The organism is Streptomyces sp. Sge12 (assembly GCF_002080455.1).
Taxonomy (GTDB): Bacteria; Actinomycetota; Actinomycetes; order Streptomycetales; family Streptomycetaceae; genus Streptomyces.
Genome location: NZ_CP020555.1, coordinates 5,007,871 through 5,029,375, shown reverse-complemented (window position 1 = coordinate 5,029,375; position 21,505 = coordinate 5,007,871). Strand labels below are relative to the sequence as shown.

Genomic DNA, 21,505 nt, shown 5'->3' with positions numbered 1-21,505 from the left:
CGCGGGGGGCGACCCAACTACAGCTGGGGGGCTGGGAGATGCTGCAAACGCTGGGTCTCGGGGCGGACGTGGAAGCCGTGTACCGGGGCATGCTGGCCGACCCATCGGGAGGGATCGCCGAGCTGAGCGCCCGACTCGGCCTCACCGAGACCCGGGTCCGCGAGAGCCTGGACCGGCTCGTCGACCTCGACCTGCTCAGACCGTCGCGGGACTGCCCGGGCGGGTTGCGTGCGGTGCGACCCGAACTGGGCCTGGAGCTGCTGCTGCGCCGCCAGGAGGAGGAGCTGGCCCGACAGCAGCAGGAGCTGGCCCGCAGCAAGGCGGCCGCGGCGCAGGTGGTCTCCGAGTTCGCGGAACTCAGCCCGAACACCGAGGTCGACGGCGCGGAACGGCTCGTGGGCATGGACGCCATCCAGAGCCGGCTGGAGCAGCTCGCCCACGGACTGACCCGGGAATGCCTGGCGATCCTGCCGGGCGGCGCACTGTCCGAAGCGAGCCTGGAGGCCTCCCGGCCGCTCGACCGGCGCGCACTGGCCCGCGGCATCGAGATGCGGTCGGTCTACCAGGACAGCGCGCGCAACGATCCGACGACGCTGGCCTACGCCCGTTGGCTGACGGAACAGGGCGGCCAGGTGCGGACCAGCCCGCTCCTGCCGCCCCGCCTCCTGATATTCGACCGGACGGTGGCGGTGGTCCCGATCGACCCCGACCACTCCCGGCTGGGCGCGCTGTGCACCAGCGCGCCCGGGATCGTGGCTTCCCTGGCCACCCTGTTCGAGCAGACGTGGAACTCCGCCGTACCACTGGGAGCGGACCGGCCCCGCCCGACCGACACCCGCCCCACCGCGACCGAGCTCGAACTGCTGAAGCTCCTCGCCTCGGGCATGACGGACGAGGCCGCCGGCAAACGCCTCGGGGTGTCGCTGCGTACCGTCAGGCGCCAGATGGCCGCCCTCATGGAACGCCTCCACGCGACGAGCCGCTTCGAGGCCGGCCTCAAGGCCGCCCAGCAGGGCTGGCTCTGAGGTCAGAGACTCCGCACGAAGGCGCCGAACGCGTCTGCCGTGACCGTGAAGACCGGCCCGCCGGGGTTCTTGGAGTCCCGGACCGCGACCCGGCCGTCTCCTCCGGTGGTTCCGCTGTACGCGGCCTCGCGCCACGCGGCTCCGCCGAGGGGGGTGCACTCCACGCAGTCGCCGCCGCTGGAGCCGCTGTAGGACGACTTACGCCACCGCGCGCCCGTCAGGTTCTGGATGCTTCCCATAGCGTTCCTCCATTACGCGAGCGATCAGCTCTGCCGACGCCCGGGGAGAAAGGGCCTCGGCTTGCAGGCGAGCGTAGCCGACCGAACGCTCCTTGATCACTTGCGCGTTGGCCGTCATATGGCCGGAGTCATAGCTCTCGCTGTAGTGGATGTCCGGATCGTCGTCGAACCGCAGCAGGTTGAACGAGCCCATCATTCCCGCATGCTGGCCCACTGCGAAGGGCAGCACCTGGATCTCGAGCCACTGCTGGCTCTGAAGGCTCAACAGGTGGGCGAGCTGGGCGCGCATGACTTCAGGCCCGCCGATCTCCCGGTACAGGGCGGCCTCATCCAGCACCACCCACAGCACTGGCGGATTCGCACGACCGAGGATCCGCTGCCGATCCATGCGAGCCGCCACAGCAGTGTCGAGCGTTCCGGGGTTGTCGACGCCGAGCACTGCTCGCGCATAGTCCGTCGTCTGGAGGAGCCCGTAGACCAGCTGGCACTGGTACGTGGAGATGAAGGTCGCCCGGGCCTCCATCTCGGCGTACGGCTGGAACCACGTCGGCAGGACGCTCCGTAGGACCAGCCCCACCAGGCGGGAGAACACACCGCCCGTGCCGAGCGCGGCATCCACCCGTTCCGAGAAGTCCCGTGTCGGGACCCGCTTGCCGTTCTCGATCATGCCGATCAGGGAACCGGTGCAGAAGATGATCGCGCCCAACTGCGCCTGCTTCAGGCCCGCCTCTTCCCTCAACCGCCGCAGCTCGTAGCTGTAGTAGTCCAGCGGCGAGGCGCTGGGATCGATGTCACGGACGACGGCCATGGGAACGGCACCCCCAAGCGGAGAACGAGCTTGTGGCCGAGCGTAGCGATACCGACACGCAGGGATGTCCGGAATCCGGCAACCATGTGACACACCTCCGCCCCGCCCCCGGAGAGGGGACAGGGCGGAGGTGTCGCTCGGCGCGGGGTGGGGGGAGATCAGCAGGCGCCGAGGTCCTTCCAGACACCCCATTCACCGGTGGTGCCCGGCGTCTCGTTCTGCGTCCACCACTGGGCCTTGTACTTGCGGCCGTTGTGGGAGACCTCGTTGCCGGCGGTGTAGACGGTGCCCGCGACGTACGCCGGGGTCGAGCCGCAGCCGGTGGTCGGCGGGGTCGTCGGAGGCGTGGTGGGCGGAGTGGTCGGAGGCGTCGTCGGCGGGGTGGTCGGCGGGACCGTGGTGCCGCCGAGGGCGTCCGAGATCTGGTTCAGCAGGGTGGTGTTGTTGTCCAGGCCGAGCAGGGAGTACATCATCGCGCCGGCCAGGCCGCGCTGCTTGCCGTAGTCGACCCGGGCCTGGATGGACTTCTGGTTCAGGCCGGTGAAGAACTCGCCGTCCTTGTAGAAGTACGAGGCCTTGGCCTGGTCGTCCCAGAAGGTGGTCGCCGCGTTGTCGACGAGGCCGCCGAGCTCCTTGTAGTTGGCGATGCCGGCCTGCTGGCTGGTGGGCCGGGCGCCCGAGGCGCCGGTCGCGGACTGGGCGAGGCCGTTGTTCGCCCCGGCGGGGACGCCCTTCCAGCCGCGGTAGTAGAACTCGTAGCCCAGCGTCAGCTTGCTGGCGGGGAAGCCGCCGGTGATGCCGTAGGCCGGGTTGCCGTCGATCCAGGAGTCGATCGCGTTGTCGATGCTGTACTTCTGGGTGCCCGGGGCGATCGGGTCGGTCGGGTCGCCGGCCGGGGAGTACAGCGGGGACTGGTGGTACGTCGGGCCGTCGCTGTCCCAGGCGCCGTGCATGTCGTACGTCATGATGTTCGCGTAGTCGAGGTACGCGCCGATCTTGTCCGTCTCGATGTACTTGATCTTGTCCTGGCCGGCCGGGAGCGCCGAGGTCAGCAGGTACTTCTTGCCGCCGTTGGCCTGGCCGTAGGCGTCGAGCTGCTCGCGGAACTCCTTGAGCAGGAGGGTGAAGTTCTGCTTGTCCTCGGGGGCGTAGTGGTTGCCGAGGTGGCCGCCGGAGGAGCCCGGGTACTCCCAGTCGATGTCGATGCCGTCGAAGATGCCGGCCGCGACGCCCTGGCCGCCGTAGCCGCCCTCGACGGGCAGGTTGCCCTTGATGTACTGGTCGATGCAGGAGGAGACGAGCTTCTTGCGGGAGGCGTCGGTCTTGGCCGCGTCGCTGAAGTACTTGGAGTAGGTCCAGCCGCCCAGCGAGATGTTGATCTTCAGGTGGGGGTACTTGGCCTTCAGCTGCTTGAACTGGTTGAAGACGCCGACGATCGGCTGGTCCCACTTGTCGGCGACCCCGCTGACGCTGTCCGCGGCGCTGAAGGACTTCTGGTAGTCGGCGTACGAGTCGCCCGCACCGTCACCGGCGTTGGGGTTGTTGTCGTCGCCCGCCGCCTTGTTCGCCTCGAAACAGGTGAGGTTGGTGGGGTGGATGTTGCCGAACGAGTAATTGATGACGTCCAGCTTGCCCGCTATGCCGCGGGTGTCGAGGTGCTTGGGGTAGAAGGCGTTCCCGTACACGCTCCACTGGTCGTAGTAGGCGATACGGACACCGCCCGCCGCGGCGGTGGTGCCGGCGCCGGCGGCCTGGGCCGTGCCGAGTCCCGCGAAGGAGGCAAGCGCTCCGGCTGCCAGCGCGGCCGTGGCGGCGGCCGCGATGAGGGGTTTACGGATGTGCATGAACTGCCTCCGGGGGGCTGGGAGGAGAGAGCAAGAGGTTCGGGTGAGAGAAGTGATAGCGATCACTCCAGCCCCGCGTCAATGGTTCGGACCAAAGAAGGACTAGACCACTCAGACGCTATTTCCCCAAGTCAGAGACTCGAGCGCACATCAGAAACCGCTCGCCACCCCGGGTGACGAGCGGTTTAAGGCTCCCTTCAGGAAGCTCTCCGCAAGATTTCGGCAACGAACCAGCAAAACCCCGTTCGCACTCCGTCAATGAGCGGCGGGCGCCTGCGCCGGCATGCCGTATACATCTGCGACGAGCCCGTACGAACGCAACCGGGCCGCCCCGCTGTGGGCGTTGGCGGTCAGCATCAGCTCGTCCGCCCCCGTCAGCTTCGCTAGGTCGTCCAGTCCGGTGCGGACCTCGTCGGGAGTGCCGTGGACGACGTTCGCGAGCCAGCTGTCCACGAACTCCCGCTCCGGCGCGGAGAAGGCGTACGCCGCCGCCTCCTCGGGCGTCGGGATCAGGCCGGGCCGCCCGGTCCGCAGGCGCAGCATCGACAGCGCGCCCGTCAGCACCTGGGCGCGGGCCTCCCCGTCGGTGTCGGCGGCGAGCGCCGAGACCCCGATGACGGCGTAGGGGGCGTCGAGGACGGCCGAGGGGCGGAAGCTCTGGCGGTAGAGGTCGAGCGCGGGCAGGGTGCCGGCGGCCGAGAAGTGGTGGGCGTAGGCGAAGGGCAGGCCGAGCTCGCCGGCCAGGCGGGCGCTGAAGCCGGAGGAGCCGAGCAGCCACAGCGGCGGGCGCCCGGTGGGGCCCTGCACCGGGCCGGGTACGGCGTGCACGCGGGCGTACGGGTGCCCGTCGGGGAAGTCGTCGTCGAGGAAGCGGGTGAGCTCCGCGAGGCGCCGGGGGAACTCGTCCGCGGCCTCGTCCAGGCGCCCGGGCCCGCGGAGCGCGGCGGCCGTGCGGCCGTCGGTGCCGGGGGCGCGGCCGAGGCCCAGGTCGATCCGGCCCGGGGCGAGCGCCTCCAGGGTGCCGAACTGCTCGGCGACGGCGAGCGGGGCGTGGTTGGGCAGCATGACCCCGCCGGAACCGAGCCGGATGCGGGAGGTGTGCGCGGCGAGGTGGGCCAGGATCACGGCCGGTGAGGAGCTGGCGACACCGGGCATGGAGTGGTGTTCGGCCACCCAGTGGCGGTGGTAGCCGCGCGACTCTGCGAGGCGGGCGATCTCCACGCTGGTGCGGAGGGAGGCGTGGGCGGTGCTGCCCGCACCCACGGTGACGAGGTCCAGGACGGAGAGCGGTACGGTCGCCCGGCCGTGGGCGGTGCCGCGGATCCCGCTCGCGTTCCGGTTCGCCGCCCCGCTCGCGCTCGCGCGGCCCTGCGCGTCGTCCCCTGCGTCACTCATCGTCGCTCCCGTTTCGCTCTTCCGTGCGCACGACATCAGTGCGACACCGTACGAAGAACTCGAACCGTGCGCGGCGGCCGGGCATTCCCGGCCGTGCGGGGTACCGTTCATGTCTGTGGCATATGCCAGAGGAGTAGGTCCAGGCAGACAGTCATGATTGAGCCATCAATCTCCTCAACAGGCGCTCCACATGGGCCTCTTGATGGCTATCGTGGTAGGGCAAGCGGTAACAACCTGCTAGGGGGAAACCGTGGCGCTGAAGCCCGAGCCGACCGCGCCGTTCCACTCGGTGCAGTACGCACTACGCGTACTCGAAACGATCGCGCGTCACACCGGGGGTGTGACGGACGTGCAGATCGCGCGTGAGACCGGCCTGCCCGCAGTCCATCTCGCCCCGATGCTGCTCATGCTGCGCCGGGAGGGGTACGTATTGCAGGTGTCCGACGGGGCGTACGCCATAGGGGACTCCCTCGTCCTGCTCGGCTCGGGCATCGACCGGCAGCAGGCGCTCACCGACAAGCTCCAGGAGACGCTGGACCGGCTGAGCGACTCGGTCGGCGCGGCCGTCTACATCAGCCGGTACGTGGACGGCGAGGTCCGGATCACCCAGTTCGCGGACAGTCCGCGCACCCCGAAGGTCCACGAGTGGGTCGACTTCCGCTCCGCGGCGCACGCCAGCGCGGTCGGAAAGTGCCTGCTGACGCAGCTCGACCTGAACGGGCGGCGCGACCACCTGTCCCGGCACAAGATCGCCCGGCTGACGTCGAAGACGATCGTGAACGAGCGGATCCTGTTCTCCAAGCTGGACGCGCAGCCGGCCACCGTGCCCGTGCTGGACCTCCAGGAATACGCGGTGGGCACGGTCTGCGCGGCGGTTCCGATCACGGCCGGGGCCTCGGTGGGCTGCCTGGCGCTGTCCATGCCGGTCGAGCACGCGCACCGGTTGCGGGCCGCGGCGGACACCCTGAACCGGAAGGCGGCACCGCTGCTGCTGTCGCTCACGCTCTAGGGCGGGGCCGGTGCGTTTGCGGGGCCGGAAAACACTTCGGGCGGTTCCCGGTGAACCGGAAACCGCCCGAAGGACAGGTGCGCCGCCAGGGACTCGAACCCCGGACCCGCTGATTAAGAGTCAGCTGCTCTAACCAACTGAGCTAGCGGCGCCTGCTGACAGAGAAAATACTACCCGGTCCTCGGGGGTGCTCAAAACCATTACCCGGGGGGCCGGTGCGGCCCAAGAACCTGGGGCTCCGCCCCGGACCCCGCGCCTCAATCGCCGGCGAGGCTGGATGCGCACCGGGGCAGGAGGTGGCTGCGGCCCTGGGCTTCGTACGTGGCGAGGAGGGTGGTCAGCGCCGGGGGGCCGAGGGGGGTGTAGGCCCCGGCCGGGGACCGGTGCCAGACCGGGTCCGCGCAGCGGAAGCCCGCGCGGCGGAGCGCGACGCGGTGGACCTTGTTCGTCGCCGTGGTCGGCATGGCCCCGACGATGCGGACGTAGCGCGGGGCCATCTTCGTGCCCAGGTCCGGCTGGCCGGCCAGGAAGGCCGCGAAGGCCTCCGGGGAGAATTCCGCGCCCTCCCGGAGGGCCAGCGCCGCCATCACCTGGTCCCCCGCCACCTCGTCCGGGACGGCGTAGACGGCGACCGCGGCCGCGTCCGCCCAGCGGGCCAGGATGTTCTCGATCATCGCCGCCGCGAGGTTCTCGCTGTCGACGCGGAGCCGGTCGTCGGTGCGGCCCGCGAAGTAGAGGAAGCCCGCCGCGTCGCGGAAGAAGAGGTCCCCCGTCCAGTACCAGCCGTCCCGGGTGCGGTCGACCTCCGCATCGGGGTTGCGCCAGTACCCCTCGAACAGGCTGCGGCCCCGGTTGACCAGTTCGCCGATCGCCGCCGAGCCGTTGAGCAGGCGGCCGTCCGGGGCGAGCAGCGCAGGCGGGCATTCCGCACCCGTCTCCGGGTCGATCACCGCCAGGTCGTCGCCCGCGCCCGCCCGGCCCAGGGCGCCCGGCGGGGTGTCCGGGGTGCGCTGGACGGAGGCGCCGCCCTCGGTGGCTCCGTAGCCCTCCACCAGCCGGACCCCGAACCGCTCGGCGAAGCGGGCCGCGTCCACCGCCCCGGCCTCGGTGCCGAAGCCGAGGCGCAGGGTGTGCGTGCGGTCGTCGGGGCGGGGTTCGGTGGCCAGGAGGTACTGGATCGCCCGCCCGACGTAGGTGAAGTACGTGGCCCCGTATCCCCGAACGTCGTCCAGGAACGCGGAGGCCGAAAATCGACGCCGCAGGGCCACCGCGGCCCCGCCGGCGAGCGCCGGCAGCCAGTCGGCGATGACGGCGTTGCCGTGGAAGAGCGGCATGCAGACGTAGTGGACGTCGTCGGGGGTGACGGAGAACTGGCGGGCCAGTGCCGAGCCGGCCGCGGCGAGCCGGCCCTGCGTGCAGATGGCGGCCTTGGGGGCGCCGGTGGAGCCGGAGGTGAAGTACAGGAGGAGGCGCGAGTCCGGGGCGGGGGTGCGCAGCGCGGCTTCGCCGGGCTCGGCGGCGGCGTAGGGGGCGAGGAGGGTCTCGTACTCCTCGGTGCCGGTGACCAGGATCCGTACGCCGGGCAGGTCGAGGTCGCGCAGCAGCGGCAGGTGGGCCCGCTCGGTGATCAGGATCCGGCAGTCGGTGTGCAGGATGTCGCGGGCCAGCTCGGAGCCGCGCCGGGTGGGGTTGATCCCGGCGACGGCGGCCCCGGCGAGGGCCGCCGCGCCGAGCCAGAACGGGAACTCGGGGGTGTTGTCGAGCAGGATCCCGAGGTGGGGCTCGGCCCCCGGGGGCATGAGGTCGACGAGGAGCGCGGCGCGCGCGGCGGCCTCCTGGGCGGTCCGGTGGTGGCTGAGGAGGCCGTCCTCGTGTTTCAGCCCGGGCCGGTGGTCGCCCCATTGGCGCGCTATGAGCTCCGCGACGGTGTCGGGTGCAGTCGTCGTCCGCATGCCGCCGGAGGGTAGCTGACGTACCGTCAGAATTGAACGTCGGAGCAGGCGTAGAAGGCCATCGGGGTGTCGTTGACGGTCCAGACGGCCAGGATCAGGTGCCGGCCCGACTTGCCGCTCGGCATGGCGCCCTGGTGCACGGTGGTCATGGCGGGGCGGGCGCCGTTGTAGGCGACGGTGAGGAAGGGCTGGGGTTCGAGGTCGGCACGGGTGAGGGCCTTGGTGCCGGTCCAGCCGTTCTTGGTGACGTAGTACTTGAAGTCGGTGGTGGAGTGGTTGGCGGTGAACTGCCACCGGAAGGCGTAGCTCTGCCCGCTGGTCACCTTGGTGGTGGGCCAGGCGCCACCGCGCGGGTTGTCGAGCTCGGAGAACTGGGAGAGTCCGCCGGCACATATCTTGCCGTCGGCGGGGCCGGCGGCCGGGAAGCCCTTGAAGCCCTCGACGCTCTGCGGCTCCCACTGGATCGCGCCGCAGTCGGAGACGGTCTTGTTGGCGCAGAGCTTCTGGCGGCTGATCGGGGTGTCGGTGTAGCCGTGGCTGCTGGCGGTGGGGGCGCTGACGAGGGTGATTCCGGCGACGAGGCCGAGGCCGAGCGCGGCGACGCCGGCGCGTTTGGGCATGCGGATGGGACGCATGATGCTCCTTGAACGTGGGGGGAGTTCGGTGAGAGCGCGCTCGCGTGGGGATTAGGTCTAGACCAAGTTCCAGATTATTGACGAGAGTTGGCCATGTCCATACCAATGGGAAAACGGGTGGTCCGGTAAATTCCGGCCACCCGCTCCCGTACCGCTGAATCTCCCCCCGGCCCCCTGCGGACTCCCCCGGTCGCCCTCCTACTCGGAGCGGCCCGTGTAGAAGGCGACCGTGAGGTCCTTCACCAGCGCCTTGCGCTCGTAGTCGTCGAGCTCCACCAGTCCGCGCGAGGTCAGCCGGTGGACGGTGTCGTCCACGGCGTCCACGACCGAGGTGAGCACGGTGTCCCGGTGCTTGGCGTCGATCGCCGCGACCCGGCGGCGGCGCATGGCCTCGGCCACCTCGGCCGCGTACTCGATCCGGGTCGGCTGGGCCGAGAAGACCTCGATCCCGACGGCCTCGGTCTCGGCCGCCAGCATCCGGGTCAGCGCGTCACCGACGGCCTCGGCGTCACGCAGGGTCGGGGCGTCCTCGTGGAAGGCGTCGGCGGGCAGCTGCGAGAGCACGCGGGCCATCGCCGACTCGACCTGCTCGGCGAGGTACTCCGTGTGGTCCTCGACGGCGAGGGTGGCCCGGGCGGTGTCCCTGACCTGCCAGACGACCTGGACGACGACCTGGAGGGCGAGGCCGCCCGAATCCACGGCGGGCATGGGATCGCTGCGCCAGTGCCGCAGGCGTACATCGACCCGGCGGCGCAGCAGGAGCGGACTCACCCAGGTCAGGCCGGTACGGCGGACCGTGCCGCGGTACCGGCCGAAGAGGGTGAGCACCCAGGCGTGCCCGGTACGGGCCCGGCCGAGGCCGCCGAGCGCCACGAGGGCGACGATGCCGAGGAAGGCCAGCGGGGGCCAGTGGGTGGCGCGCAGGCCGTGGTAGACCCGGGGGGCCGCGCCGAAGGCCGCCACGAAGGGGGCGGGGACGACACCGGCCCGCCAGAGCACGGCCACACAGCCGGCGAGCGCGAGCCCGCCGACGGACACGCCGACCCAGCCCGGCAGCACCGGGCCGCGGTGCTCCCGGAGCCGGTCGTCACCGCGGGGGACGCGGCGACCGGGGGCGGGGCGGGGGGCCCGGGCGGTGGACCGGGCGGGCGCGGGCCGCTCGGGCGTGGGCGCGGGCACCACCGGGAGCTGCTGCGTGCTGCGGAACGGGAGGTGCACCGGCACCTCGACGGCCGAGGCGCCCCGGTGGGCCGAGGGGAGCGGGAGGTCCGGCGCGGCCTCGGCCTCGCCCAGGCCGCGGGCCACGGCCCGGGCGACGATCTCTACCGGCCCGGGGCCGGGAATCCCGGAGTGCGGATGCGCCGCGACCGGCGCTCCGGGAGCGGGCCGCTCGGGCGCGGGCGCCGGCGCGGGTGCGGCTGCCGCCGGTGCGGGTGCGGGTCGCTCGGGTGCGGGCACAGGAGCAGGCGCGGGCGCGGGCGCGGGTGCGAAGGCGGGTGCGGACGCGTGTGCCTGTGCGGGCTCGACCTCGGGCGCGAGTGCGGGTGCGGGAGCGGAAGAGAAAGCGGGCGCGTGTGCGTGTGCGGGCTCGGCCTCGGGAGCGGGAGAGGGAGAGGCTGCCGCCGGTTCGGGCGCGGGCACCGGCTCGGGCGCCGACTCGGGAGCGTGTGCGGGTGCGGGCGCGGTTGCCGCGGGAGCGGGTGCGGGGTCGGATTCGGGGTCCGCCGGCGGCGTCGGCTCGGCGGCCCGTAGGCGCAGGGTGGCGACCCCGGCGTGGGCCTCCTCGTCCTGCGGGTGCGGGATGTCCAGGCCCGCTGCGGCGGCCGACGGGTCGGCGCCCTGGTCCCCCTCGTCGTACGGGTGGGCCCGGGCCGCCGGCACCTCCCACCCCTGCGGCAGATCCGCCGCGGACCGGCCGAAGGGATTCTGCTCCGTCATGGCGGGGCTGCTCACCATGGCCGGCGGCGGGCCCGGCTCGACCGCCTCGCGCGGCGCGGCCACGGCCACGGCCACCGCCGTGTGGGTGGGCGCGGCGGCGTACACAGGGTGGGCTGCGGGTGCGGGCGTCGGTTCGGGCGCGGCTGCGGGCACCGGCACCGCGGCGGGGGCGGGGGCGGGGTCCGCCGCCCAAACCGCCACCGGGGAGGCCAGCGGCGGCACTCGGAGGGTGCCCGTGGTCGAGGTGGTGCGCGTGGGGAACATCGTTACCTCCGTCATGCGAACAGCCGGCGCCAGGTTTCCGGGCCCGGGTAGCCGTTGGCCGAGGCCCCGGTCCAGCCCTGCGCACGCTGGAAGGCCTCGACGTTGCGGCGGTCGGCCTCGCTCCAGAGCGGGCCCGGACCGGATGTGTAGTACTTGCCGAAGCCCTTCTTCACCAGCTGGAGGCCGAGGGCCCTGATGGCCTCGCTCGGCCTGCCCGGGCGGAACACCGAGGCGCCCGGGTAGGCCCGTACGCCACCCGGCCCCGGCGCGCCCGCCACCGTCGGCGGGATGTTCTTGCCCTGCTTGTCGACCAGCAGCCGCCAGGTGTGAGCGCCCGGAATCCCGTCGGCCTCGGCGCCCGACCAGCCCTGCGCGCGCTGGAAGGCGGCGGTGGCGAGCTTGTCGTGGTCGCTCCACGTCCGGTCCGCCACCCCCTTGGGGTAGAAGCGGTAGGCGCCGCGCTCGATCAGCATGCGGCCGAGCTGGGCCACGTGGTCGTTGGTGGCGCCGGGGCCGAACTTGCCCGCGCCCGGGAAGGCCTTCACGTCCCCCGGCTTGGGGCCCGCGGGCGGATCGGCGGGGGTGTCCGGCAGGATCCCGCCCGGCACCCCGTTGAACCGGTACGGGACGTACTTCGTCGCGTTGCTCCAGTACCCGTAGGGCGTGGCCAGCTTCCGCGTGGTCGGGCGCGTCTGCTCGTAGGCGACGTAGTGCGTGTGCGTCTCGTCGACCCAGCCGCCGAAGATGACCACGTGCGAGCCGTTGTTCGGGTCCGCCGGATTGTGGAAGAGCAGCATGTCCCCCGGCAGCAGCTCATCCTTGGTGATCTTGGTGGCGAATTTGTCGAGGCTGCCGGTCCACTCGTTCGTACCGAGGTTCCAGACCATGGAGACGTAGCCCGAGCAGTCCTGCCGGTATCCGTCCGTCCAGTACTCGGACATGCTGTACGGGACCTTGGCGTCCAGCCACAGCTTCGCCCGGTTGATGATCGTCGCGCGGTCGATCCGCCGCACGGCGCCCGGCTTGGCCGGAGCGCCGGGCTTCCCGACCGGGCCGCCCTTCGGGCCGTGCAGCGGGGTCCGCCCGCCCTGCGGGGAACCGGGGTCGTCCAGGGCCACCGGCCCCGGCGCCGGCGTGGTCACGGCCACCGCGGTCGCGCTCGTGCCGCCGAGGACCACTCCCGCGGCGGTGGCCAGCACCAGCGCCCGGCGGGCGCCGCGTGCGGCCGGGTGCCCCCCGTCCCGGAGCGGTATGGCCCGCGCGCGGGCGAGGGCGCGGCGGCGCTGGGCGCAGCCCCGGCACGCACAGTCGCCCGCGGGCTCGTACTCCTCGAAACCGGGCATCGGCATCTGCACATGCGTCGTCGGAGGCTGCATCGTCATGCGGTTCCGTCCACTCCCCTGCTCATCCCACTCGTCCACTGGTCGGCGGAAGCCGCACCTGATAAGGCATCAGATGCGGCACGCGCAGACATATCGTGCACGATAAACCCGTCAAACATGGGTTAATCGGACAAGGCGGGCGTGGCTGGTCACGGACACCCCCGGACGTGGGGTAGAGTTTTCTCTGTCAGCAAGCGCCGCTAGCTCAGTTGGTTAGAGCAGCTGACTCTTAATCAGCGGGTCCGGGGTTCGAGTCCCTGGCGGCGCACAGACGGAAGAAGCCCCTCACAGCGAAAGCTGCGAGGGGCTTCTTCGTGTCGTCCTGCGTTCGTGTTGCGCCTCGTGCTGTGCTGCGCGGTCAGGCCGCGGTGCCCGGCGTGCCCGGGCGGGCTCCGACGCCCGTCAGATAGGCGGAGACCACCACGTTCGCCGTGTACTCCTTGGCCACCTTGTCGTACGAGCCCCCGCAGGTCACCAGCCGCAGCTCGGCGCGGCCGCGCACCCGCTGGCCGTAGGCCTTGTGCGGGTCGAAGGCGGCGCGCTCGTAGACCCGTACGTCCTCGATCGTGAACTCGGCGACCGAACCGTCCGCCCGCACCACCCGTACCTTGTCGCCCGGCTGCGCCGAGCTCAGGCCGTAGAACACCGCCGGCTTCGAACGCGTGTCCACATGCCCCACCATGAGCGCCGTCCCGGCCGCCCCCGGCCGGGTGCCCCGGCCCCACCAGCCCACCGTGCCCGGCTGGTCGTACGGGGGCGGCTCGATCGCGCCGTCCTTGTCCAGGTCCCGGGAGATCACCGGGGCCTGGATGCCTATGGAGGGCAGGTCGACGCGCTGCGGCAGGGACGCGGCGAGCGGGGCGTGCGCGGCCGGCAGCCCCGGACCCACCGTGCCGCCCGCCTGGCCCGCGGTCGGGGCCGGCGCGACAGTGAGCTGGCGGCCCCACAGCCACAGGCCGAGGACCAGCACCGCCCAGGCGGCGAAGGTCAGCAGCCGGCCGCCCGCGGAGGCCTTGTCCTCGCTCACCGTCCTCACTCACCGCTGCGGCGGCGGCGCAGCGTGAGCGCCCGGCCCGCGACGGCCAGGGTGGCCACGGCGGCGAGGATGGCGCCGATCAGCGTGTGCGGCAGCCCCGGACCGTCACTGCCGTGGTCCTTCTTGGCCGTGTCGGCCGCGAGCTCGGCGGCCATGCCGCCGCCTCCCGCGTGGACCGGCCAGACGGGACTGGGGTGGTGGGAGGGGCGGTACTGGGAGATCTGGATCGAGCCGCTGATCTTCTCGTGCCCGTCGCACATCACCCGGACGGAGTGCCAGCCGGGCGAGACGTGCGAGCTGATCGTCCCCTCGCCGTACAGCGGGCTGCGGCCGCCGTCCCGTCCGTAGAGGTCGACGTCGGACACGAAGGCGGCGGACTTGGCCGCTCCGCGGGTGCCGTCGCAGCCCTGGACGCGCAGCTTGACCTGCGCTCCGGGGTGAGCCGGATTCGGGTCGACCGAGATGCTGCCGCGGTCGCCGCGGCCACCGCGATCCTCCTCGCCCGCCAGGGCGGTCGGCGCGGTCACCACCGAGAACGCCGCCAGAGTGGCGGCCATCGCGGTGGCGCGGACAGCGATCGGAACACTGCGCATGGTGAACCTCCTCGACAAGGAGATTCACGCGCGGCGCGCCGCCGCGCATCCGGAGCGGCGCCGTACGTGTCGGCCGTACACCCCAAACGCGGTACGCCCGTTCGGCCGTACGCCGTCCGGGATCCGCGTCAGACCAGGTCGACCAGGTCCGCGATCGAGGCGACCGTCTTGGTCGGGCGGAAGGGGAACTTCTCGGTGTCCCGCTCGGTGGTCAGCCCGGTGAGGACGAGGAAGGTCTGCATGCCCGCCTCCAGACCGGCCAGCACGTCCGTGTCCATCCGGTCGCCGATCATCGCGCTGGTCTCCGAGTGCGCGCCGATGGCGTTCAGGCCGGTACGCATCATCAGCGGGTTCGGCTTGCCGGCGAAGTACGGCTTCTTGCCGGTCGCCTTGGTGATCAGCGCGGCGACGGCGCCGGTGGCCGGGAGCGGGCCCTCGGTGGAGGGGCCGGTCTCGTCGGGGTTGGTGCAGATGAAGCGCGCGCCCGCGTTGATCAGGCGGACCGCCTTGGTCATCGCCTCGAAGCTGTACGTCCGGGTCTCACCCAGGACCACGTAGTCGGGCTCGTGGTCGGTCAGGATGTAACCGATGTCGTGCAGGGCGGTGGTCAGCCCGGCCTCGCCGATGACGTACGCCGTGCCGCCGGGGCGCTGGTCGTCGAGGAACTTGGCGGTGGCCAGCGCCGAGGTCCAGATGTTCTCGACGGGAACGTCGAGGCCCATGCGGTGCAGCCGGGCCTGGAGGTCGCGGGGGGTGTAGATCGAGTTGTTGGTCAGCACCAGGAAGGGCTTGCCGGACTCGCGCAGCCGCTTGATGAAGGCATCGGCGCCGGGGATCGGGGTGCCCTCGTGGATGAGGACCCCGTCCATGTCGGTGAGCCAGGATTCGATCGGCTTGCGCTCTGCCACTGGACTGTTCTCCGCTCTCGGTGACCTGCGACATCTGGTCTCTACCACCCTATCGGGGCCGGGCCGTGGACGGCAGGGACGTCCACAGCCCGGACCCGAGGAGGCACCGGCCCCCGAGAGATCGGACCGGAGGATCAGCCGGATCAGCCCAGACGGACGTCGTCGACGGTCCAGTACCAGTTGTTGTTGCCGCTGTAGCGGAAGCGGACCTGGACGTCGGTGGCGCCGGCCGGGACCTGGAGGGCGATGGACTCGGACCTGGCGACGGCGTCGGCCGTGTAGGACTTCACCACGGTCGGGGCGGCCCCGTTGTAGGAGACCAGGACCTGGGCGGTCTGGCCGGCCTCCTGGCGGTAGTGCGTCCGGAAGGTCAGATTGCGGGTGCTGCCGCCGGTGACCGCCCACTTGGGGGTGATCAGGGTGGAGTCGAAGGTGCCGGTGTGGCTCTTGTCGTCCCACTCGTCGGAGTCGGCGACGGCGAAGACGTCACGGGAGCGGACGTTCAGCTCGCGCCACTGGTCGCGCTGCGACTGGCTCCAGAACTCGTCGGTCGCGAAGGCCCAGCCGGCCCACTCGGCGACCCCGCCGGTGCCCATCTTCGAGTTGTCGACGGACCAGCCGGCGGGCGGGGTGTGCGTGAAGCCCTTCACCCCGGCCGGGATGCCCGTCTCGTCCACCCGGGCCTGGAGGTTCGGCCGCAGGGTGTCGAAGGGGTCGGAGTCGGGGGCGTTCAGCGGGGTGCCGTCGATGCCGGGGGCGCCGACGCCGACCTGGGCGAGGGCCGTCGCGGCGACGTCGACCAGCTTCACGTCGTCGCGTACCGAACCGGCCGGGATGCCCGCGCCCCGGGCGATGACGAAGGTGCCGCGCTCCTGGATGGTGGAGCCGCCGTGGCCACCGGAGTTGGTGTGGCCGTGGTCGGTGGTGACCAGGACCTTCCAGTTCTCCTGGGCGTACGTCGGGCGGTTCTGGACGGCGGTGAGGAGCTGGCCGACCAGGGTGTCCACGCGGGCGATGGTGTCGAGGTACTGCTGGCTGGCCGCGCCGTAGGAGTGGCCGGCCGCGTCGATCTCGCCGAGGTAGACGAAGGCGGCGTCCGGGTTCTGGTCGCGCAGCTCGGCGGCGGCCGCGGCGGCGATCTTCGGGTCCTCGTTGCGGTAGCCGTCGCGGTCGCCCTTGAGGGAGAGGCGCTTGTCCACCTTCGGGGAGAAGATCGGGCCGTTCTGGTCGGTGGAGGTGATGGGCTCCCAGTCGGCGGCCGCATACGTGTTGAGCGCCGGCTTGGCGTTCTCGATGCGGGTCAGGAAGTCCGGGTAGGCCGTGTAGTTCTTGCCGGTGAAGGAGTTGTCCTTCACCCCGTGCTTGTCGGGCCAGGCTCCGGTGGCGATGGTGGACCAGCCGGGGCCCGAGGAGGTGGCAGCCATGGGGCTCGCGTAGAGGGTGCTGCGGGCGGTCAGACCCTGGGCCATCAGGCCGTTCAGGTGCGGTGCGTCGGCGGCCTTGACGCGGTCCAGGACCGCGCCGTCGATGCCGATGACGAGGACCTTGTCGGTGTTGGCGGCCGCGTCGGCGGCGCCGGCCGGGGTGGCCGCGACCGTGGCGGCGATCAGGGCGGAGGTGACGGCGGTCGCGGCGATGGCACGACGTCCGGGCAGGGCAGGGGACACGTACTCCTCCTGGGAGCAAGTGAGCGGCGAAAGGAGCGGGGCGTGGGGCGTGGGGCAGGTGCCGGGTCCGGACCGAAGGTGCGGTCTTCGGTCCAGACCCGTTATGCAAGCGTCACTCTGCCGGTCCTGGGTGGCCAGGAAGTAACCGGTCAGCTTCCGGTTGCCGACTTCCACGCGTCGACGTAGCCGGTCAGGTTCTTGTCGATGTCCGACCAGTCCGGCTCGAAGATATCGACACCCGCCATGAGCCGGGTCAGTTCGACGGCGTTGGCGTCGGTCGGCTTGACGTCCGTACGCGACGGGAAGCCGCCGCCGATCCCGCTGACCATCTCCTGGGCCTCCGTGCTCAGCAGGTGGTCGAGGAGCTTCTTGCCGTTCTCGGTGTGCGGGGCCTTGTCGACCAGCCCGGCCGCGTACGGCAGGGCGAAGGTGGTGGGCTTGCCGCCCTCCTTCGCGGGGAACCAGATGCCCAGGTTCGGCATGGACTTGGACTGCGCGAAGTTCATCTGGACGTCGCCGTTGGCGACGAGCAGCTCGCCCTTGTCGGTCTTGGGAGCCAGCTTGCTGGTCGAGGAGGACGGGCCGACGTTGTTGGCCTGGAGCTTCTTCAGGTACTCCATCGCCGGCTCCTTGCCGCCGAAGTCGTGCATCGACTTGATGAGCACGGCGGTACCGTCGCCCGCGACGCCCGGGGTGGAGTACTGGAGCTTGCCCTTGTACTTGGCGTCCAGCAGCTCCTCCCAGGTCTTGGGGGCCTCGGCGAGCTCCTTCTTGTTGTAGACGAAGCCGAAGTAGTTGTTGACGACCGAGGTCCACTTGCCGTCGGCGGACTTGTCCCCGCCGTTGACCTTGTCGGAGCCCTGCGGGCGGTAGGACTGCAACAGGCCCTTGCCGTCGGCCTGCTGGATGAAGGGCGGCAGGGTGATCAGCACGTCGGCCTGGGTGTTGGTCTTCTCGCGGACGGCGCGCTGCACCATCTCGCCCGAGCCGCCCTCGACGTATTTGACCTCGATGCCGGTCTTCTTGGTGAAGTCGGCGAAGACCTTGTCGTACCAGCCGTCGCCCTTCTCGCTCTTGAGCCCGTCGGCGCTGTAGACGGTGACGATCTTCTCGCCGCCCTCGGAGTCGGCGGCGGAGGAGCCGCCGCAGGCGGTGAGGGAGGAGGCGAGGGCGAGGCTGCCGGTGACGACGGTGGCGGTGCGCAGGAGTCTCGTGCCGGTCATGGAACTTCCTTACGGGGAAAGGGAGTCGGAAAGGGAGTCGCAAGGAGGACTGAAGGGAGGGAAGGGGGGCTGGAGGGGGGACGGTTCAGCGGTAGGAGGCCCTGGTGCGGACGCGGGAGACGGCCAGGAGGACCAGGAGGGTGGTGGCCATCAGGACCACGGCGACGGCGGAACCGCTGAAGAGCGAACCCCGGTCGGTGGCGGTGAAGATACGGACCGGCAGGGGCATCCAGTCCGGCGGGTAGAGCATCATCGTGGCGCTCAGCTCGCCCATCGACAGGGCGAAGCAGAGTCCGGCCGCGGCCGTGAGCGACGGCAGCAGGAGGGGGAGCTTGACCCGCCACAGCACGTAGGCGGGACGGGCCCCCAGGGAAGCCGCCGCCTGCTCGTACGCGGGGTCGAGTCGTACGATCGCCGCCGAAACCGACTGATGGGCAAACGCCGTCACAAGGATCGTGTGCGCCAGGATGACGATCGAGCCGGTGCCGTTGAGCAGGACCGGCGGCCGGCTGAACGCGACCAGCACGGCGAGGCCGACGACCACGGACGGCACGGCCACGGGCAGCATGAACAGCGCGTCCAGCAACCGCTTCCCGCGCTTCTTCAACGCGGCCGCGGCCAGCGCGGCCCAGGTCCCGACGGTCAGCGCGAGCAGGCTGGCGGCGACGGCGGTGACCAGGCTGGTGGTCAGGGCCTGGAGGGATTCGCCGCGCACGGCGCCGGCGTAGTTCTCGGTGGTCGGACCGGAGGGGAAGGCCCCGGACCAGTGGGTCGAGAAGGAAGCGGCCACCACGACGAGCAGGGGCAGGGCGAACAGCGGCAGGAAGAGGAGACCGAAGAGGCCCCAGGCGGCCCAGCGGCCGCTCTTGCTATGCACCAGCACGCTTGCCCACCACCCGGTAGAGGCCGAACAGGCCGACGGATATCGCGATGTTGACGACGGCGACCACGCAGGCGGCCGAGTAGTCGGATTCGAGGATCGCCTTGCCGTAGATGAGCATCGGGAGGGTCGTGACGTCCTTGGCGCCGGTGAACAGGACGATCCCGAACTCGTTGAGGCACATGACCAGGACGAGGCTGCCGCCGGCGGCGAGGGCCGGGAGGGCCTCGGGCAGGATCACCTGCCGGACGATCCGGGCGGGCCGCGCGCCGAGCCCGGCGGCGCCCTCGAGCTGGGCGGTGTCCAGCTGGGAGAAGGCGACGAGCAGCGGGCGCATCACGAAGGGCGTGAAGTATGTGATCTCCGCGAGCAGGACGCCCCAGGGTGTCGTCAGGAAGTGGAAGGGGCCTTCGGCAGCGCCGGTGAGGTCGGCGACGAGGCCGTTGGCCATGCCGACCGTGCCGTAGACGAAGAGGAGGGCGAGGGTGATGAGGAAGGAGGGGAAGGAGAGGAAGACGTCGATGAACTTGGCGACGGCTCGGGCCCCGGGGAAGGGCACGAAGGCGATGACCAGCGCGAGCGCGAAGCCGAGTACGAGGCAGCCGGCCGTGGCACCGACGGCCAGCCAGACGGTGGTCCCCAGGGCCTCACGGAAGCTCTGCGAGGCGAAGACGGAGGCGTACGCGTCGAAGGCGCCGCCGCCGCTCTTGGGACTGAACGACTGCTGGACGACCAGCCCGAGCGGATACAGGAACACGAGCCCGAGCATGACAACGGGCGGCAACACCCACAACCAACGAGCCACCCCGCCCCTCCCCACCGGGGACCTGTCCAGCCCCGCCGGGGACTTCTCGGGCCTCGCCGGGGGCCTCTCCGGCCCCGCCGGCGTTTGAGGCGCGGGGTCCGGGGCGGAGCCCCGATCCTGGGCCGGGACGGCCACGGCGCGCCGCGTGCGCTCAGCCATCCGACACCCCCGCCCCCAACAGCACCGCATCCCGCGGCTCGAAGTGCAGCGTCACCCGGTCCCCCAGCGCGGGCGTCTCCCGCAGCTCGGGGAGGTCCGCCTTCACCCGGTGCCCGCCGACGTCCACGTACAGCCGGTGCGTCGAACCGCGCCACTGGACCTCGGCGATGGTGCCGCTCAGCGCGTTGCGGCCGGCCCCGGCCTCGAGCCCGAGCAGGTGCGGCCGTACGCACAGGGTCGCCTTGGAGCCCGGCGCCGCGCGGCCGCGGTCGAGGGCCAGCGCCCGGCCCTCGAAGACCGCGCCGCCCTCGGCGACCGTCACCGGCAGCAGGTTCGCGTTGCCGACGAACGAGGCGGTGAACTCGGTGCGCGGGGCCCGGTACAGCTCCTGCGGGGTCCCGCAGTCCTGGAGCCTCGCCCGGTCCATGACGGCGATCCGGTCGGCCAGGGTGAGCGCCTCCACCTGGTCGTGGGTGACGTACAGAATCGATACGTCGGGCAGTTCTCGGTGCAGCCGGGCCAGCTCGGCCAGCATCCCGGAGCGCAGCTGCGCGTCGAGGGCGGACAGCGGCTCGTCGAGCAGCAGCACCCCGGGGCGGATCGCGAGCGCCCGGGCGATGGCCACGCGCTGCTGCTGACCGCCGGAGAGCTCGCGCGGGTAGCGCGTGGCGTACGCGGCCATGCCGGTCATCTCCAGCGCCTCGGCGACGCGTCCCGGGATCTCGGCCCTGGGCGCCTTCTGCGCCTTGAGGCCGAAGGCGACGTTGTCCTGGACCCGCATGTGCGGGAAGAGCGCGTACTGCTGGACGACCATGCCGATGCCGCGCTTGTGCGGCGGGAGCGCGGTGACGTCCCGGTCGCCGATCAGCACCCGGCCGTCGGCCGGGCGTACGAAGCCGGCGACGGCGCGCAGGGCGGTGGTCTTGCCCGAACCGGAGGGGCCGAGCAGGGCCATCACCTCGCCCAGTTCGACGGTCAGGTCGAGGGAGTCCAGGACGGTGTTGCCGCCGTACGCGACGGTGACGCCGTCGAAGCGGATCCCGCTCACGCCGACTCCACGAGGAGGGCGGGGAGTTCGGCGACGGAGGCGAGGACGTGCGTCGCGCCGTGCTCGGTGAGCGCCGCGCGGTCGTGGGCGCCGGTGAGGACGCCCGCCACGGTCCCGGCTCCGGCGCGGCGGCCGCTGAGCATGTCGTAGGCGGTGTCGCCCGCGACCACGAGGTCGCGTACGTCGTCCACGGCGCCGGTGCGCAGGAACGCGGTCAGCACCATGTCCGGGAAGGGGCGGCCGCGGCCGCCCGCGTCCGCGGGGCAGAGGGTGAGGTCGGCGAGGTCCTGCCAGCCCAGGGCCTCGAGGATGGCGTCCTGCGTGACCCGGGCGAAGCCGGTGGTCAGGACGACGGTGCGGCCGTCGGCGCGGAGCTTTTCGATCGCGGCGCGGGCGCCGGGGATCGGGGTGACGAGACCGCCGTCGACGAGTTCCCCGTAGGCCTCCTCGAAGGCGGAGTTGGCGCGCCGGGCGAGTTCCTCCGTACCGAAGAGGTGGCGGAAGACGGAGATCTTGGACTCGCCCATGGTGTCGAGGACGTACTGGAGCTTCTCGGCGTGGTCGGGGGTGCCGGGCTCGACCCCGAGGCGCTCGGCGGCCTGCCCGAAGGCGCGCTCGACGAGGCCGCCGTCGGCGACGGTGGTACCGGCCATGTCGAGGACGATCAGGTTCTGCGTGCGGTTCTCGGTCATCAG

At 71.6% G+C, this 21,505-nt stretch carries 19 protein-coding genes and 2 tRNA genes; 3 read left to right on the top strand and 18 right to left on the bottom strand.

Features of this window, described 5'->3' with window-relative positions; translation table 11 throughout:
• The first annotated feature begins 38 nt into the window (after positions 1–38).
• Positions 39–1,025 (top strand): helix-turn-helix transcriptional regulator, encoded by a 987-nt coding sequence (locus tag B6R96_RS22515; RefSeq protein ID WP_053171724.1) that lies wholly within the window; start codon positions 39–41, stop codon positions 1,023–1,025.
• Positions 1,026–1,027: 2 nt separating this feature from the next.
• Here B6R96_RS22515 and B6R96_RS22510 read toward each other — a convergent pair whose 3' ends face one another.
• The 4 genes from B6R96_RS22510 to B6R96_RS22495 form a co-directional block, all read right to left on the bottom strand.
• Entirely contained in the window at positions 1,028–1,264 is a 237-nt protein-coding gene (locus B6R96_RS22510) for a DUF397 domain-containing protein (protein WP_081523430.1), read from the bottom strand.
• The gene (locus B6R96_RS22505; RefSeq protein ID WP_081523429.1) at positions 1,224–2,072 is read right to left on the bottom strand and encodes a helix-turn-helix domain-containing protein; all 849 of its coding nucleotides are present in this window, start codon (positions 2,070–2,072) and stop codon (positions 1,224–1,226) included. The genes B6R96_RS22510 and B6R96_RS22505 overlap by 41 nt, the downstream gene beginning before the upstream one ends.
• A gap of 158 nt (positions 2,073–2,230) precedes the next feature.
• Positions 2,231–3,916, bottom strand: coding sequence for a glycosyl hydrolase family 18 protein (locus B6R96_RS22500; protein ID WP_081523428.1), 1,686 nt, complete (start codon positions 3,914–3,916; stop codon positions 2,231–2,233).
• 255 nt (positions 3,917–4,171) lie between these two features.
• Positions 4,172–5,311 (bottom strand): LLM class flavin-dependent oxidoreductase, encoded by a 1,140-nt coding sequence (locus B6R96_RS22495; RefSeq protein WP_081523426.1) that lies wholly within the window; start codon positions 5,309–5,311, stop codon positions 4,172–4,174.
• 250 nt (positions 5,312–5,561) lie between these two features.
• On the opposite strand from B6R96_RS22495, the gene B6R96_RS22490 reads away from it, so the two are divergent.
• Positions 5,562–6,320 (top strand): IclR family transcriptional regulator, encoded by a 759-nt coding sequence (locus B6R96_RS22490; protein WP_081523424.1) that lies wholly within the window; start codon positions 5,562–5,564, stop codon positions 6,318–6,320.
• 78 nt (positions 6,321–6,398) lie between these two features.
• Here the strand turns inward: B6R96_RS22490 and B6R96_RS22485 are convergent.
• The 5 genes from B6R96_RS22485 to B6R96_RS22465 form a co-directional block, all read right to left on the bottom strand.
• Positions 6,399–6,472 (bottom strand) — tRNA-Lys (locus B6R96_RS22485).
• Between the two features lie 105 nt (positions 6,473–6,577).
• Positions 6,578–8,272, bottom strand: coding sequence for an AMP-binding protein (locus B6R96_RS22480; RefSeq protein WP_081523422.1), 1,695 nt, complete (start codon positions 8,270–8,272; stop codon positions 6,578–6,580).
• Between the two features lie 26 nt (positions 8,273–8,298).
• Positions 8,299–8,907 carry a lytic polysaccharide monooxygenase auxiliary activity family 9 protein gene (locus B6R96_RS22475; protein ID WP_384510414.1) on the bottom strand — a complete coding sequence of 203 codons (609 nt, stop codon included), beginning with the start codon at positions 8,905–8,907 and terminating at the stop codon, positions 8,299–8,301.
• Positions 8,908–9,105: 198 nt separating this feature from the next.
• Positions 9,106–11,109, bottom strand: coding sequence for an SPFH domain-containing protein (locus B6R96_RS38655; protein ID WP_261341249.1), 2,004 nt, complete (start codon positions 11,107–11,109; stop codon positions 9,106–9,108).
• Positions 11,110–11,120: 11 nt separating this feature from the next.
• Positions 11,121–12,458: a peptidoglycan-binding protein gene (locus B6R96_RS22465; protein WP_081525204.1), complete on the bottom strand. Its 1,338-nt coding sequence runs from the start codon at positions 12,456–12,458 to the stop codon at positions 11,121–11,123.
• Between the two features lie 227 nt (positions 12,459–12,685).
• Between B6R96_RS22465 and B6R96_RS22460 the strand changes: the two genes are divergently transcribed.
• Positions 12,686–12,759 (top strand) — tRNA-Lys (locus tag B6R96_RS22460).
• A gap of 90 nt (positions 12,760–12,849) precedes the next feature.
• Here B6R96_RS22460 and B6R96_RS22455 read toward each other — a convergent pair.
• The 9 genes from B6R96_RS22455 to B6R96_RS22415 form a co-directional block, all read right to left on the bottom strand.
• Positions 12,850–13,518, bottom strand: coding sequence for a class F sortase (locus B6R96_RS22455; protein ID WP_053171738.1), 669 nt, complete (start codon positions 13,516–13,518; stop codon positions 12,850–12,852).
• Between the two features lie 5 nt (positions 13,519–13,523).
• The gene (locus tag B6R96_RS22450; protein ID WP_053171740.1) at positions 13,524–14,120 is read right to left on the bottom strand and encodes a hypothetical protein; all 597 of its coding nucleotides are present in this window, start codon (positions 14,118–14,120) and stop codon (positions 13,524–13,526) included.
• A gap of 128 nt (positions 14,121–14,248) precedes the next feature.
• Positions 14,249–15,028 carry an HAD-IIA family hydrolase gene (locus B6R96_RS22445; protein ID WP_030388598.1) on the bottom strand — a complete coding sequence of 260 codons (780 nt, stop codon included), beginning with the start codon at positions 15,026–15,028 and terminating at the stop codon, positions 14,249–14,251.
• 143 nt (positions 15,029–15,171) lie between these two features.
• Complete coding sequence (locus B6R96_RS22440; RefSeq protein WP_203351644.1) at positions 15,172–16,695, bottom strand: alkaline phosphatase family protein; 1,524 nt, start codon at positions 16,693–16,695, stop codon at positions 15,172–15,174.
• A gap of 149 nt (positions 16,696–16,844) precedes the next feature.
• Positions 16,845–17,918, bottom strand: coding sequence for a 2-aminoethylphosphonate ABC transporter substrate-binding protein (locus B6R96_RS22435; RefSeq protein ID WP_081523420.1), 1,074 nt, complete (start codon positions 17,916–17,918; stop codon positions 16,845–16,847).
• Between the two features lie 85 nt (positions 17,919–18,003).
• The gene (locus B6R96_RS22430; RefSeq protein ID WP_053171744.1) at positions 18,004–18,801 is read right to left on the bottom strand and encodes an ABC transporter permease; all 798 of its coding nucleotides are present in this window, start codon (positions 18,799–18,801) and stop codon (positions 18,004–18,006) included.
• Complete coding sequence (locus tag B6R96_RS22425) at positions 18,788–19,762, bottom strand: 2-aminoethylphosphonate ABC transporter permease subunit (RefSeq protein ID WP_081523418.1); 975 nt, start codon at positions 19,760–19,762, stop codon at positions 18,788–18,790. Before B6R96_RS22425 ends, B6R96_RS22430 begins: the two co-directional genes overlap by 14 nt.
• Positions 19,755–20,810: an ABC transporter ATP-binding protein gene (locus B6R96_RS22420; RefSeq protein ID WP_081523417.1), complete on the bottom strand. Its 1,056-nt coding sequence runs from the start codon at positions 20,808–20,810 to the stop codon at positions 19,755–19,757. The genes B6R96_RS22425 and B6R96_RS22420 overlap by 8 nt, the downstream gene beginning before the upstream one ends.
• On the bottom strand, positions 20,807–21,502 hold the full coding sequence (locus B6R96_RS22415) for a phosphonatase-like hydrolase (RefSeq protein WP_081523416.1): 696 nt from the start codon (positions 21,500–21,502) through the stop codon (positions 20,807–20,809). The genes B6R96_RS22420 and B6R96_RS22415 overlap by 4 nt, the downstream gene beginning before the upstream one ends.
• Between the last annotated feature and the right edge of the window lie 3 nt (positions 21,503–21,505).

Excerpts from the sequence above, each read along its gene's own strand:
- B6R96_RS22515 (WP_053171724.1), top strand. The coding sequence starts at position 39 with ATGCTGCAAACGCTGGGTCTCGGGGCGGACGTGGAAGCCGTGTACCGG.
- B6R96_RS22510 (WP_081523430.1), bottom strand. The coding sequence starts at position 1,264 with ATGGGAAGCATCCAGAACCTGACGGGCGCGCGGTGGCGTAAGTCGTCC.
- B6R96_RS22505 (WP_081523429.1), bottom strand. The coding sequence starts at position 2,072 with ATGGCCGTCGTCCGTGACATCGATCCCAGCGCCTCGCCGCTGGACTAC.
- B6R96_RS22500 (WP_081523428.1), bottom strand. The coding sequence starts at position 3,916 with ATGCACATCCGTAAACCCCTCATCGCGGCCGCCGCCACGGCCGCGCTG.
- B6R96_RS22495 (WP_081523426.1), bottom strand. The coding sequence starts at position 5,311 with ATGAGTGACGCAGGGGACGACGCGCAGGGCCGCGCGAGCGCGAGCGGG.
- B6R96_RS22480 (WP_081523422.1), bottom strand. The coding sequence starts at position 8,272 with ATGCGGACGACGACTGCACCCGACACCGTCGCGGAGCTCATAGCGCGC.
- B6R96_RS22475 (WP_384510414.1), bottom strand. The coding sequence starts at position 8,907 with ATGCGTCCCATCCGCATGCCCAAACGCGCCGGCGTCGCCGCGCTCGGC.
- B6R96_RS38655 (WP_261341249.1), bottom strand. The coding sequence starts at position 11,109 with ATGTTCCCCACGCGCACCACCTCGACCACGGGCACCCTCCGAGTGCCG.
- B6R96_RS22465 (WP_081525204.1), bottom strand. The coding sequence starts at position 12,458 with ATGCCGATGCCCGGTTTCGAGGAGTACGAGCCCGCGGGCGACTGTGCG.
- B6R96_RS22450 (WP_053171740.1), bottom strand. The coding sequence starts at position 14,120 with ATGCGCAGTGTTCCGATCGCTGTCCGCGCCACCGCGATGGCCGCCACT.
- B6R96_RS22435 (WP_081523420.1), bottom strand. The coding sequence starts at position 17,918 with ATGACCGGCACGAGACTCCTGCGCACCGCCACCGTCGTCACCGGCAGC.
- B6R96_RS22425 (WP_081523418.1), bottom strand. The coding sequence starts at position 19,762 with ATGGCTGAGCGCACGCGGCGCGCCGTGGCCGTCCCGGCCCAGGATCGG.
- B6R96_RS22415 (WP_081523416.1), bottom strand. The coding sequence starts at position 21,502 with ATGACCGAGAACCGCACGCAGAACCTGATCGTCCTCGACATGGCCGGT.